Consider the following 13,379-nt stretch of genomic DNA (forward strand, 5'->3'; position numbering starts at 1 on the left):
AGATTGCGGAAAGCGCGGATCAGCCATTCACACGGCAAAGTCGGAAAAACCGTCCTTAAGGAATTACGGCGCCGGGATCGCGCCGGTGCCCGTGCTGGTGCCCAGCGCCTTGCCCAGACCCAGTCCAAGCCCGAGGGCCGTCTGGTCGTTCTGTTCCGTGCGCACCGGTTCGTCGCGGACGCGGCGGCGTTCCTCGTCACGCGGGCGGGCCGGCTTGCCGGTCACGCTGTCCACCTCGTCCGGCGTTTCCAGCGCGTTCAGCGCCAGCACCTGATAGATCGACAGCGGCGTGCCGTTCAGCGCCTTCTGCGGGATGGACGGCACCTGGGTGGTGAAGCCGTCCGGCATGTCCTGCTTGCTGACCCGGTCGACCACCGTCTGCGCCGGGGCGAACTCGGCGTAGGGATTCTCCGCGAACTTGGAGGCGAAGCGGTCGTAGATGTCCTTCAGCGACTTCGGCCGGCCGGTTTCCTTGTCGTAGAAGACCGCCTTGTTGGAGGAAGCCGCGTCCGGGAACAGTTCCTTTGCCTGACGGTTCGGGTCGTCGTGCATGGCGTTCAGGAACTTCGACGCACCGCCGGCCCCCAGGAAGTGGGCGAGATACAGCTCGGTCGAGCCGATGCGGCCCCCGACGTTCTCTTCCAGATACTCCTTGTTGTCGCGGGCGAACTCCGCCGCCATCAGGGCGGAGACGTTGGGATCCTTGCGCAGATTGAGGATCTCCTGCTTCATTTCCGGGTCGGCGACGTAGGGCCGCCCATCGCCCCGCGTCTTGATCGCCGCCGCGTACTTGCCCAGCCCGTGGTCCGCACCATGCTCCTTCACCGTGTTCAGCCACGTGCTGTCGATGAACTGGTAAAGGCCCGTCGCCGAGGAGGAGGAGGACTTTACGTCCGTCCGGAACCCGCTCTCCACGGCAGCTTTTTCCATGAGGTAGGAAAAATCGACCCCCGTCTTGGCGCTGGCGTTGCGGACCGCGGCCTCGACGTGGGCCGGTCCGCGCAGGTTTTTGGCCTGCTGGGCGGCGGTTTCGGCCTGACGGGCAAAGGCGGTGGTGATGGTCATGGGACGGTCCCTCTGGGCGGCACGCCATATCCATTGCAACTGCGATGCCAACATCCGCCATGCTGCGGCATCGCCGACACTCGCCTTGCGCCATTCGGTGCGGTATGTTGACGTGCACGTAAACCAAACCCAAACGCCACAACCAACAACAGGTCCCGGGAGGCCGCTCCATCCATGATCCCCTACACCGCTCCGGTCGATGATCTGCGCTTCGTCCTGAACGAGGTGGTCGGCCTCGACAAGGTGGCATCCCTGCCGAACTGCGAAACGGCCGCCCCCGATCTGGTGGACGCCGTGCTGGAGGAAGCCGGCAAGTTCGCCTCGGGCGTGCTGGCGCCGCTGAACCGGGTCGGCGACAAGGAAGGCTCGAAGCTGGAGAACGGCGTCGTCCGCACGCCGACCGGCTGGAAGGAGGCCTATGGCCAGTTCACCGAGAGCGGCTGGAACAGCCTGCCGTTCGAGCCGGACTACGGCGGCCAGGGACTGCCCTGGACGGTGGCATTCGCGGTGAACGAGATGTGGCAGGCGTCCAACCTGTCCTTCGGCCTGTGCCCGCTGCTGACCCAGGGCGCCGTCGACCTGCTGACCGAGCACGCCAGCGCGGAGCAGAAGGCCCTCTACCTGCCGAAGATGATTTCCGGCGAGTGGACCGGCACCATGAACCTGACGGAGCCGCAGGCGGGATCCGACCTCGCCGCCGTGCGCACGCGGGCAGTCCGGGCGGACGATGGCACCTACCGCATCACCGGCCAGAAGATCTTCATCACCTACGGCGAGCATGACCTGACGGACAACATCGTCCATCTGGTCCTGGCGCGCCTGCCCGACGCCCCGGCGGGCATCAAGGGCATCAGCCTGTTCATCGTGCCGAAGTTCCTGCCCAAGGCAGACGGCACGCCGGGCGAGCGCAACGACCTGCGCTGCGCCAGCCTGGAGCACAAGCTGGGCATCATGGCGAGCCCGACCGCCGTCATGGCCTTCGGCGACAACGGCGGCGCCGTCGGCTTCCTCGTCGGCGAGGAGAATCGCGGCATCGAATACATGTTCACCATGATGAACAACGCCCGCCTGGGCGTCGGCATCCAGGGCGTGGCGATCGCCGAGCGCGCCTACCAGCAGGCCCGCGACTACGCCAAGGGGCGCGTGCAGTCCCGCGACCTCGCCGAGGCGAAGGGCGCCCCGGTCGCCATCATCCGCCACCCGGACGTGCGCCGCATGCTGCTCGACATGCGGTCCAAGACGGAAGCCGCCCGCGCGCTGGCGCTCTACGCCGGCACGCAGCTGGACATCTCCCGCCACCATGAGGACGCGGCCGTTCGCGCCGCCGCCACGGCGCGCGTGGACATCCTGACGCCCATCGTGAAAGCCTGGTCGACCGACATCGGCTGCGACGTCGCCTCGACCGGCGTGCAGATCCACGGCGGCATGGGCTTCATCGAGGAGACGGGGGCCGCCCAGCATTACCGCGACGCCCGCATCACCCCGATCTACGAAGGCACCAACGGCATCCACGCCAACGACCTCGCCTTCCGCAAGACCGGCCGCGACGGCGGCGAGTCCGCCCGCGCCTTCATCGCCGAGATGCGCGCCACCGTCGCCGACCTGGAGAAAATCCCCGGCGACGATGTCGAGGCGATCCGCACCAACCTCGCTGCCGGCCTCGACGCGCTGGAGCAGGCCGTCGCCTGGGTGGTGAAGACGCAAGGAGACGGCGACCTGCGCGCCGTGGCGGCGGGTGCGGTCAGCTACCTGAAGCTCTGGGGCACGGTGGCCGGCGGCTGGATGCTGGCGCTCTCCGCCGCCAAGGCTCTGGAGGGCCTGCGCCAGCCCGGCTCCAACGCTCCCTTCCTGGAGGCCAAGCTGGTGACCGCCCGCTTCTACGCGGAGCAGATCCTGGCCCAGGCCCCGGCCCTGCTGCTGCCGACCCTGACCGCCCACCGCACGGTCATGGCCCTCAGCGAGGACCAGTTCTAAGGGTCCTCGGCATCGTGGCCGGCGCCCACCAGCGCCGGCCGCAAACTCCCATGCATGGCACAATCGATCGCGGCGCGCGTTTCCCTTCCGATCCATGATTGGAAGAGGGACACGATGCTTCGACAGACCTGGACACGCGCCGCCGCCGTAGCGGCTCTTCTCGCCCTTCCCATCCTGTCCGCCTGCGACGATCAGCAGACCGCCGAGAAGGCGGGGCAGGAGATCGGGCGCGCCATCGACCAGACGGCCGAGCGCGTCGGCGAAGCGACCAAGGACATCGGCGCCAAGGCCGGCCAGATGATGCAGGACGCCGGCAGCGCCATCGAGCGCAAGGCCCAAGACGCCAAGCAGTGACGACCGACAGCGGACTGTCGGCCATGCTCGGCCCAGTCGCCGAAGCGGCCAAGGTCAGCGCTGAGGCGGCGGGAATCACGGTCATCATCCTTGGCGCGCTGATCGCCACGGCGCGCTTCCTGCGCGACGGATATTCCTCCGGGATCGGATGGTCGGCCGCGTACGAGCGCTACCGCGCGGCTCTCGGCCGGGGCATTCTCCTCGGCCTGGAGCTGCTGGTGGCGGCGGACATCATCGGGACGGTGGCCGCACCGCTGGATATTCAAAGCATCGCGGCGCTCGGCCTGATCGTCCTGATCCGCACCTTCCTCAGCTTCTCGCTGGAGGTGGAGATCAAGGGCCACTGGCCCTGGCAGGGCAGCGACCGCCGCCGCTCCTCGCCAGATACCCCCGATTAGCCGCGCGCGTCCCCCCGCAGCGTCCGCCACGCGCAGACCGCCACGTAATAGACACCGCTCGCCAGCCACACGGCCCAGGCCACGTCGGGCCGATCCGGGTGCAGGACGACCAGCGCGGCGCTGGACGCCAGCCACGCCGCGCTGACCGCGATGTTCAGGTGCATCATCTTGCGTACGCGGAACGGATGCAGGAACTTCACGGTGGAGAAGGTCAGCACCCCCAGCACCAGCACGACGGCGGTGTTGATCCACGGGTCGAGATCCAAAATCCACAGATACAGCGCGACGACGTTCCAGATCGCCGGGAAGCCGACGAAATAGTTGTCGCCGCTCTTCATGCCCGTGTTGGAAAAGCAGTAGAGCGAGGTCATCAGCACCCACGCCGCCAGCGGGATGCCGAATCCGGTCGGGAACAGGCCGAAGCGGTACAGGAACACCGCCGGCACGACCACATAGGTCAGATAGTCGATGACGAGGTCCAGCACCGACCCGTCGATGCCCGGCAGCACCTCCTTCACCGAGGCGCGGCGGGCCAGCGTGCCGTCCACCCCGTCCACCACCAGCGCCAGCCCCAGCCAGCCGAGGCACGCCTTCGCGTCCCCGCCGACCGCCGCGAGCAGCGCCAGCAGCCCCAGCACCACCCCGCTGGCGGTGAAGGCGTGCACCCCCCAGGCCGACAGCCGCCGCCCGATCCCGTAACTGCCGTCCACGCTGCGCCCCGCCGTTGCTTTCAGCGCCAACGTAGCGGTTCCTTGCGGAAATTCAAACGGTGCGAAGGTGCGAATTCTGTCCACAGATGAACACAGATAAACACAGAGACTTATGATTGGGGCCGACCATCCCGGCAGACATGGACCTGGGCGAGCCCATCAAAAATCATCTGTGTTTATCTGTGTTCATCTGTGGACCAAAACCCCACTACTCCGCCGCCTGCGCCACCCCGCCCCGCGACCGCGCGTCGGTGAAGGCCGGGTTGCCCTTCAGCGCGTCCGGCATCGGCCCGCCGGTCGCCCAGTCCAGCAGTTCGACCGTGTGCACGATGGGCAAGCCCGTCCCGGACCCGATCTGCGTGATGCAGCCAAGGTTCCCCGCCGCGATGGCCTCCGCCTTCGTGCTCTCAATGTTGCGGACCTTGCGGTCGCGCAGCTGCACGGCGATTTCCGGCTGGAGCATGTTGTAGGTGCCCGCCGACCCGCAGCAGATGTGCCCTTCCGGGATCTCCCGCACCTGGAACCCGGCCGCGCGCAGCAGGTTGCGCGGCGGATCCTTGATGCGCTGGCCGTGCTGCATCGAACAGGCGGAGTGATAGGCGATGGCCTGCCCCGTCTCGACCACCGGTTCGGTCAGGCCGATCTCCGTCAGGAACTCGGTCACATCCCTCGTGATGGCGGCCACGCGCTTGGCCTTCTCCGCATACTCCGCGTCCTCGCGGAAGACGTGCCCATAGTCCTTTACGGCGGTGCCGCAGCCCGACGCGTTGATGATGATGGCGTCCAGCCCCCCATTGTCGCCATTGGCCCCGTCCATCTCACCAATCCAGGCGTCGATGGTTTTCTTCGCCGAGGCGTGCCCCAACTCCTGCTTGCCCATGTGATGGGTCAGCGCGCCGCAGCAGTCCGCCCCCTTCGCCACCACCACCTCGACCCCGTGGCGGTTCAGCAGGCGGATGGTCGCCTCGTTGATCTGCGGGGCCAGCACCTGCTGCGCGCAGCCGATCAGCAGCGCGACGCGCTTCGTCCGCACGCCCTCCGCCGGATGCACCCCCGGCCGGTCGCTCCAACTTGGCCCCGGCACCGCCTTCGGCGCGAGGTCCAGCAGAGCCCGCAGCCGCCCCGGCATCAGCCCGCCGAACGGCTTGCCAATCCAGGCACCGAGCAGCGCCAGCCGGAACAGCTTCGGGTTCGGCAGCAGGCGGGCCAGCAGCTCGCGGATCGCCCGGTCGGCCGGGTGGCGGGCGTGAGTCGTCTCGATGTGGGCGCGGGCGTGATCGACCAAGTGCATGTAGTGCACGCCCGACGGACAGGTCGTCATGCAGGACAGGCAGGACAGGCAACGGTCGATGTGCTTGACCTGCTGGTCGGTCGGCGGCCCGCCCTTCTCCAGCATGCCCTTGATCTGGTAGATGCGGCCGCGCGGGCTGTCCAGCTCGTCGCCGAGCAGGACGTAGGTCGGACAGGTCGCCGTGCAGAAGCCGCAATGCACGCACTTGCGCAGGATGGACTCGGAATCCCGGTAGTCGGCGTCGGCGAGTTGGGCGAGCGAAAAATTCGTCTGCATGGATCCCTCACACCCCCGCGTACATGCGGCCGGGGCTGAGAATGCCGCGAGGATCGAAGCTTTCCTTCACGCGGCGGCTCAGCGCCATCAACGGTTCGGAAAGCGGCTGAAACACGTCGGCCGAGGCGCGCACGTCCTCCGGCGCCCGCACCAGCGTGGCGTGCCCGGAGCCGTTCAGAACGCGCCGCACGGCATCGGAGGAGCCCGAATTGGGCACCACCGCCACCCAGATCAAGCCGCCGCCCCAATCGAAAAAGAGATCGGCGTCGGTCACGTCGCGGATGGCCGAGGCGACCTTCGGCCCGTCGGCAGGCGGAACGGAGAGCTTCCAGATGTGCCGCTCGCGCTCACCCGCAAAAGCCGTCACATCGCGAATCTCTTTCCACACCGCCAGCGAGTCGTCCCGCTCCAGCACGGCGTCCGCGCCCAACTCCTCCTTCAGTGCCGCGACGCGCGCCGCCACGGAAGGGCCGAAGCCCTCCAACCGCACCAGAGTCACCGCCGCCCCTGCCCCGGCAACCGCGCGCACGCCCGACCGGGCCGCCACGCCCGCCGGCAGATGCGCCGCGCCCGACACCTCATAGGGGCTCTGCATCGCCCGCGTCAGCGCCTCGACCGCTGCCGCGTCGTCGCGCCCGGCCAGCACCAGCGTGCGCGTGTCCTCCGGCGCCGGCAGCACCTTCACCGTCACCTCGGTCAGTGCAGTCAGCGTCCCGAATGACCCGGCCATCAGCTTGGGCACGTCATAGCCCGTGACGTTCTTCACCACTTTGCCGCCGCCCTTGTAGACCTCGCCGCGCCCGTTGACGCCCTCGATCCCCAGCGCGTGGTCGCGCGCCGAGCCGGCGCTGATCCGGCGCGGCCCGGCCAGCCCGCAGGCGAGCACGCCGCCCAGCGTCCCCTGCCCCGCCGGCTGCCCGAACAGAGCCCCCAAATCCTGCGGTTCGAAGGCCAGCTGCTGCCGCCGTTCCTCCAGCATCGGCAGGATCACGGCCATCGGCGTGCCGGCCTTGGCGGTCAGCACCAACTCTTCCGGCTCGTACGCGACGACGCCGTTCAGGCCCGACAGGTCCAGCGTGTAGGCCGTCTGCATCGGTCGCCCCAAGGTCCGCTTGGACCCGGTGCCGACAACGTCCAGCGGCTCGCCTTCCGACAAGGCCCAGCGCACCGCCTCGGCGGCCTGCGCGGCCGTTTCGGGCTTGAAAGTGGTCTCGGTCATGCCCGGCCCCTCAGAAACGCGGAATGTCGGGGAAGCGCAGTTCCCCCTTGTGGACGTGCAACCGCCCCAACTCCGCACAGCGGTGCAGCGTCGGGAACACCTTGCCGGGGTTCAGCAGACCTTCGGGGTCGAAGGCGCACTTGATGCGCTGCTGCTGCTCCAGATCGACCTGATCGAACTGGTCGTTCATCAGGTCGCGCTTCTCCACGCCCACGCCATGCTCGCCGGTCAGCACGCCGCCGACCTCGACGCACAGGCGCAGGATGTCGTTGCCGAACTCCTCCGCCCGCTCCAGCTCGCCCGGCTTGTTGGCATCATAAAGAATGAGAGGGTGCAGGTTCCCGTCACCCGCGTGGAAGACGTTGGCGACTCGCAGCCCGTGCTTGTCCGACATCTCCTGCATGCGCTGGAGCACCAGCGGCAGCGCCTTGCGCGGGATCGTGCCGTCCATGCAATAGTAATCAGGGCTGATTCGCCCCACCGCCGGGAAGGCCGCCTTGCGCCCGGCCCAGAAGGACAGCCGCTCCTCCTCCGAGGTCGAGACGCGCGAGTAGCAGGCCCCTTCCGCGTTGGCGATCTCGGCGACGCGCTCAATCAGGTGATCCACCTCGGCCGCCGGACCGTCCAGCTCCACGATCAGCAGGGCCTCGACATCCAGCGGATAGCCGGCGTGGACGAAATCCTCCGCCGCGTGGATGGCCGGCTTGTCCATCATCTCCATGCCGCCGGGGATGATGCCCGCCGCGATGATGGCGGCCACGCAATTGCCGGCCTGCTCGCTGGTCGGGAAGCCGATCAGCACGGCGCGGGCGGTTGCCGGCTTGCGCAGGATGCGCACCGTGACCTCGGTCACCACGCCCAGCAGCCCTTCCGACCCGGTGATGACGCCCATCAGGTCGTAGCCGCCCTGGTCCAGCTGCTTGCCGCCGAGTCGCAGGATGGTGCCGTCCATCAGCACCATCTCCAGCCCCAGCACGTTGTTCGTGGTCAGCCCGTATTTCAGGCAGTGCACGCCGCCGGAATTCTCGGCGATGTTGCCGCCGATGGTGCAGGCGATCTGGCTGCTGGGGTCGGGGGCGTAATAGAAGCCCTCATGCGCCACCGCGTTGGAGATGCCGAGGTTCGTCACCCCCGGCTGGGTCACCACGCAGCGATTCGCGAAGTCGATGTCGAGGATGCGGTTGAACTTGCCCATGCCCAGCAGCACACCGTCGGCCAGCGGCAGCGCCCCGCCGGACAGCGAGGTTCCGGCCCCGCGCGGCACGACCTTGACGCCCATCTCCTTGCAGGTCTTGAGCACTTGGCTCACCTGCTCCACCGTGCTGGGCAGCACGACGACCATGGGCAGCTGGCGATAGGCGGTCAGCCCGTCGCATTCGTAGGCGCGCAGTTCGCTTTCATCGACGATCACGCCCTCGCCGGGCACGATGGCGCGCAGCGCGCTGACGATCTCGCGGCGGCGGGCGATGACGCCGCTGTCGGGCACGGGCATCTTCATGACCGGCCGTCCTCCCTCGTTCTTTGCCCCGATTGGTTCCGGAGGCGTTCCGGTTCCAGTGGTACCACCGGGGACGGGAGAGAGACAAGTCGGCGCGGAGTCGTCAAAACGCAAGAGCCGCGCCCGAAAGGCGCGGCTCTTGCGAGAAACCCGATGATTCGGCGGCCGGATTGACGCCCGGCCGCTTCTCCGGTCTCAGCCCTGGCGGGCCTTGAAGCGCGGGTTCTGCTTGTTGATGACGTAGACGCGGCCCTTGCGGCGGATCACGCGGCAGGCCTTGTGGCGCGTCTTCATCGACTTCAGAGAGTTAACGATCTTCATAATTCTTCATCCTGGTCGGTCGGCGGCTCGATCGAAGGCGCGCACCATAGTGCGGCGCACCCCCGGTGTCAACGGATAGAGGTTGCATTCGCAAGGTGGTTTGAATCGGCTTACTCCGCCGGCTTCAGCGCGTAGAAACGGTAGACCTTCAGCCCGGCTTCGATGGCGGCGACGCGGCGCACCCACATCTCCACCTCCTCCATCACGGCCAGCTTGGTGTCATGGTCCATGTGGTGCTTTTCCAAATGCTCGACCAAGCCCTGGATCGCCACCAGGATCAGGCCGCGGTGCGTGTCCGTGATGTCCTCGGCGATGCGCAGGTCCAGATTCCGCTGGGCGAATCCGTTGGCCATCTGGTCCTTGGTCCACAGATGCGGCTTCATCGGCTCCTTGTCGCACCAGACCTGGATCGCCTTGGCCCCGGCGGTCGCCGGCTCGACGATGTAGTCGGTCATCAGCACATGGCCGCGCGGCTTCAGGGCCAGTTCCATCCCGTCGAACATCTGGTCCTTGTCGCGGACCGAGAACATGCCTTCCTTGTAGACGATGGCATCCACGCGCTTGGGATAGCTGAACTGCTCCGGGTCGTAAGTCTCGATCGGTGCCTTCTTCTCCAGCCCTTCCTTGAAGGAGCGGATCATCCCCTCCTTGGCCAGCAGTTCCGACGCCTCCAACCCGGTGACCCAGCAGCCGTACTTGCTGGCCATGGTGCGGCTGGTGCCGCCGAGGCCGGCGGACAGGTCCAGCACGCTCATCGCCGGGTTCAGGCCCAGCGGCTTCACCAGATAGGGAATGTGGTCGGACCCGCCGGGCGTGTTGAAGCCCTCGCCCCACAGCTTCTCGGCCACCTCGATGCGGGTGGCGGTCCACAGCGGCTTGCCCCAGCGGTTCATGCCGGGTCCTTGCGCGGGTTGCTGCGGCTGCTGAACACACGGGTGCGCCCCGTCTTCACCCGCCTTGCCCTTCAGGCCGGAAAGGTCGTAGCCCTCCCACCAGGCCTTCATCCGCGTCTTGAGGCTGATGTGCGGAGCGCCCGCACCGTCGCGCTTTTCGGTCATCGCCATCGTGCCTGCCCCGCCGGACGAAATGTTCTTTCGGTTGCCGAGACGCAATCCGCCTCGCCAAACGAGAGAAAAATTCGGTCCATTAGGTTAATCAGGCCTTAATTGCATGCAAGAGCAAAGTGCGCGACATGTCAGCGCATCGCTTTCCCGGAAACGTTGCCGTCGGCCGCCGCGACACGCGTTCCGGCGGCGCGCAAAACCGGCTGGCAGGCGGCCGGCATGCTGACGTAGCGCGGCTGCGGCTTCCCGTTGTGCCTCTCGACCACCGGGTAGACCGAGTCGAGCCACGACTCCAGCTCGCTGCCGCAGCCGTCGCCGTCCGGCAGATCGCGCTGGTCCTCGCATTGCGGGCTGTTGGCGGGGCAGCTCAGGCGGACGTGCATGTGCCCGTCATGGCCGTGCCAGGGACGCAGCTTGCGCAGGAAATCGCGGTTCGGCCAGTCGTGCCGGCACATGGCGAGCTTGATGGCCGGGTTGATGAAGATGCGGGCCACGCGCGGGTCGCTGGCGGCGATGCGGATCATCTGCGCCTGTTTCTCGGACCAGTCGGCGGTCACGCGCACCCGGCCGTAGTCCACATACTTGACCTCTTCCAGGCTCTCGCGCCCGTGACGTCCCGTCGGAGGCAGGTCCAGGCGCAGCCACACGTCGGCGTCCAGCCCGGACTGGTGGCTGGCGTGGCCGAAACTCATCGGCCCGCCGCGCGCCTGCCCCATGTCGCCGATCAGCGCGGTGCCGAGCCCGGCGGCGGCGACCTTGCGCCCGAAATCCTTCAGGTAATCGACCAGTTCCGGATGGCCGTAGTAGCGCTGGCGCGACATCCGGATGACCTGATAACCGACGCCTTCGCCGGCCAGCGGCCGCGCGCCGGTGACGCAGCCGGCGGCGTAACCGCCGATGGACTCCGCCGGACCGATGGACGGGCCGCTCACCTGGCTCCAGGGAATGGAATTGGGGGCGGGGGGTGCCGGCTTCTTCTTCCGGGGCTGGGCGTCGGCGTCTCCCGCCAGACCAGCGACGACCGCACCCGCCACCAGCATCCCGACCACCAAGCGCCGCATCGATCCCCCCATCGCGACTGATGGAATCGAGTAAAGCGAATGATGATTAACGAAAAGTGAGGCTTACGCTGATGTCACACGGTCTTCCGCGTTAACCCTCCGCCCGCACCGGCCCGGCTTCGGAGAGCTTTTCCTTCAGGAAGTCGCCGATCACCTCGGTCAGAAGCGCCTCCCGCTCCCGATGCGGCACATGCCCGGTTTCCGGGAGGATGTGCGCGGTCCCGCGTCCCGCGGCGATGCGCCGGGGATGCTCGTGGGAGCCGTACTCGTCCCATTCGCCATGGATGGCGAGCACCGGGCAACGCACCGCCGCCGCAGGCTTGTCCAGAGTCCAATCCGCGAATTCCGGCGCCAGCCACTTGTTGATCCAGGAGTCCACGACCCATCGGGCCTTGTCGCCGTGGTATCGCGCCAGCTTCGCCAGATTGGCGGGATCCTGGAAATCGCGCTGCGCGTCGCGAATCCCCGCCAGCGTCTTGTCCTCGACGAAGGCCTGGGCGGCGATCGTCACCAGCGCGCGGCACTCCGTCTGGAACCGCGCGGCGGTTTCGACGGCCATGCCGCCGCCGACGCTGTGCCCGCAGGCCACGAAGTCGGCGGTGCCGAGCCGCTCGCACAACAGCGGGACGATGCGCTCCGCCTCCAGGCGGATGAAGTCGAACTCCAGCCGCCCCGGATGCGGATCGGAGCGCCCGAAGCCGAGCCGGTCGTAGGCCAGGACGCGCCGCACCGTCGCCGCGGCCAGCCGCCGGGGGAAACCGCGCCACAGATCGACGCAGCCGAGGGAATCGTGAAACAGCATAATCGGCGCGGCGTGACGGGCCTCGGGAGCGTCCGGCGTCCAGATCTTCGCGAAGAGGCGCCCCTCCGCGGTCTCGATCCATCCTTCGGTCTCTTCAAGCGCCGCAAGCGGCGTTTCGGGCATCGACATGTCGGGAGCGTTCCTGTCCGCAGTTCACGTCACGCCATAATGCGTCCCGGAAAGCCGTCAATCCAGCGTCTGGCGGTAGCGTTTCAGCGCCACCACCGTGACCACCGCCAGGAACACCAGCAGGGCCGCCACCTCGCCCGCGATCTCCGCCGGGCCGTTGCCCTTCAGCAGGATGCCGCGCACGATCCGCAGGAAATGGGTCAGCGGCAGCAATTCCCCCACCGCCTGCGCCCAGCTGGGCATGCCCCGGAACGGGAACATGAAGCCCGACAGCAGCATCGACGGCAAAAAGAAGAAGAAGGACATCTGCATGGCCTGCAACTGGTTCTTGGCCACGGTGGAGAAGGTGAAGCCCACCGCCAGATTGGCCGCGATGAACAGGATCAGCACGGCGGACAGCAGCGCCAGACTGCCGACGATGGGCACGCCGAACAGCAGCCGCGCCGCCAGAACGATGATGACCACCTGCACGTAGCCGATCAGGATGAAGGGCACGATCTTGCCCAGCATCACCTCGAACGGGCGGACCGGCATGGCCAGCAGGTTTTCCATGGTCCCGCGTTCGCGCTCACGGGTGACGGCCAGCGCGGTCATCATCACCATGGTCATGGTCAGCACCACCCCCATCAGGCCGGGCACGACGTTGTACTGGGTGATGCCCTCCGGATTGTACCGGCGATGGACGCGCAGCTCGATCGGATCGGGGGTGGAGCGCAGGTGCCGCAGCGGCCCGGTCAGTTCCGGGTCGAGCGCCTGGCGCGCGATGGTGGTCAGCGCCGACAGCGCGTTGCTGGTGGCGGCCGGGTCGGTGGCGTCGGCCTCCACCAGCAGCACCGGCCGCGCCCCACGTTGCAGGTCGCGGGCGAAGCCGGCCGGGATGGTGACGGCGAACTGCACCTCCCCCTCCGCCAGCAGGCGGTTCAGCTCCGCCTCGCCCAGCGCCGCGCGGGTCACGTCGAAATAGCCGGAATTCACCATGGCCGCGACCAGCGTGCGGGAAAAGGCGCTTTCGTCGGCGGTCAGCACGGCAGTCGGCAGCCGCTTGGGGTCGGCGTTGATGGCGAAACCGAACAGGACCAGTTGCAGGATCGGCACCCCGACCATCATCGCGAAGGTCAGCCGGTCACGCCGCATTTGGATGAATTCCTTCACCATCACCGCGACGAAGCGCGCGAAGGAAAAGCGGGTCATGGCACCTCCCCTCCAATCTCCAGATA

At 67.6% G+C, this 13,379-nt stretch carries 13 protein-coding genes; 3 read left to right on the plus strand and 10 right to left on the minus strand.

The window, feature by feature from the left end:
• Window positions 1-63: 63 nt before the first annotated feature.
• Window positions 64-1,065, minus strand: a complete 1,002-nt coding sequence (locus J2852_RS06795) for a transglycosylase SLT domain-containing protein (RefSeq protein WP_209872858.1) — start codon at window positions 1,063-1,065, stop codon at window positions 64-66.
• Window positions 1,066-1,239: 174 nt separating this feature from the next.
• On the opposite strand from J2852_RS06795, the gene J2852_RS06800 reads away from it, so the two are divergent.
• The 3 genes from J2852_RS06800 to J2852_RS06810 all read left to right on the plus strand — a co-directional run bounded on the left by J2852_RS06800 (window position 1,240) and on the right by J2852_RS06810 (window position 3,791).
• On the plus strand, window positions 1,240-3,039 hold the full coding sequence (locus J2852_RS06800; RefSeq protein ID WP_209872861.1) for an acyl-CoA dehydrogenase: 1,800 nt from the start codon (window positions 1,240-1,242) through the stop codon (window positions 3,037-3,039).
• 114 nt (window positions 3,040-3,153) lie between these two features.
• Window positions 3,154-3,393, plus strand: coding sequence for a hypothetical protein (locus J2852_RS06805; protein ID WP_209872863.1), 240 nt, complete (start codon window positions 3,154-3,156; stop codon window positions 3,391-3,393).
• The gene (locus tag J2852_RS06810) at window positions 3,390-3,791 is read left to right on the plus strand and encodes a DUF1622 domain-containing protein (protein WP_209872867.1); all 402 of its coding nucleotides are present in this window, start codon (window positions 3,390-3,392) and stop codon (window positions 3,789-3,791) included. Before J2852_RS06805 ends, J2852_RS06810 begins: the two co-directional genes overlap by 4 nt.
• On the opposite strand, the gene pcsA is transcribed toward J2852_RS06810, so the two are convergent.
• The 9 genes from pcsA to J2852_RS06855 all read right to left on the minus strand — a co-directional run bounded on the left by pcsA (window position 3,788) and on the right by J2852_RS06855 (window position 13,353).
• A complete protein-coding gene (pcsA, locus tag J2852_RS06815; RefSeq protein WP_246499339.1) occupies window positions 3,788-4,531 on the minus strand; it encodes a phosphatidylcholine synthase in 744 nt (247 codons plus the stop codon). The genes J2852_RS06810 and pcsA overlap by 4 nt on opposite strands.
• Before the next feature lie 178 nt (window positions 4,532-4,709).
• Entirely contained in the window at window positions 4,710-6,068 is a 1,359-nt protein-coding gene (gene glcF / locus J2852_RS06820; RefSeq protein ID WP_209872869.1) for a glycolate oxidase subunit GlcF, read from the minus strand.
• Between the two features lie 7 nt (window positions 6,069-6,075).
• Entirely contained in the window at window positions 6,076-7,287 is a 1,212-nt protein-coding gene (gene glcE, locus J2852_RS06825) for a glycolate oxidase subunit GlcE (protein WP_209872871.1), read from the minus strand.
• Between the two features lie 10 nt (window positions 7,288-7,297).
• Window positions 7,298-8,785, minus strand: coding sequence for an FAD-linked oxidase C-terminal domain-containing protein (locus tag J2852_RS06830; protein WP_209872874.1), 1,488 nt, complete (start codon window positions 8,783-8,785; stop codon window positions 7,298-7,300).
• Window positions 8,786-8,980: 195 nt separating this feature from the next.
• On the minus strand, window positions 8,981-9,106 hold the full coding sequence (ykgO, locus tag J2852_RS06835; protein WP_012973122.1) for a type B 50S ribosomal protein L36: 126 nt from the start codon (window positions 9,104-9,106) through the stop codon (window positions 8,981-8,983).
• Window positions 9,107-9,216: 110 nt separating this feature from the next.
• Window positions 9,217-10,170 (minus strand): SAM-dependent methyltransferase, encoded by a 954-nt coding sequence (locus J2852_RS06840; RefSeq protein ID WP_209872876.1) that lies wholly within the window; start codon window positions 10,168-10,170, stop codon window positions 9,217-9,219.
• Window positions 10,171-10,301: 131 nt separating this feature from the next.
• Window positions 10,302-11,231 carry a penicillin-insensitive murein endopeptidase gene (mepA, locus tag J2852_RS06845; protein WP_209872879.1) on the minus strand — a complete coding sequence of 310 codons (930 nt, stop codon included), beginning with the start codon at window positions 11,229-11,231 and terminating at the stop codon, window positions 10,302-10,304.
• A gap of 91 nt (window positions 11,232-11,322) precedes the next feature.
• The gene (locus J2852_RS06850; protein ID WP_246499340.1) at window positions 11,323-12,162 is read right to left on the minus strand and encodes an alpha/beta fold hydrolase; all 840 of its coding nucleotides are present in this window, start codon (window positions 12,160-12,162) and stop codon (window positions 11,323-11,325) included.
• A gap of 57 nt (window positions 12,163-12,219) precedes the next feature.
• Window positions 12,220-13,353 (minus strand): ABC transporter permease, encoded by a 1,134-nt coding sequence (locus J2852_RS06855; RefSeq protein WP_209872882.1) that lies wholly within the window; start codon window positions 13,351-13,353, stop codon window positions 12,220-12,222.
• Window positions 13,354-13,379: the final 26 nt, after the last annotated feature.

Origin of the sequence: Azospirillum soli (assembly GCF_017876165.1) — a bacterium.
Taxonomy (GTDB): Bacteria; Pseudomonadota; Alphaproteobacteria; order Azospirillales; family Azospirillaceae; genus Azospirillum; species Azospirillum soli.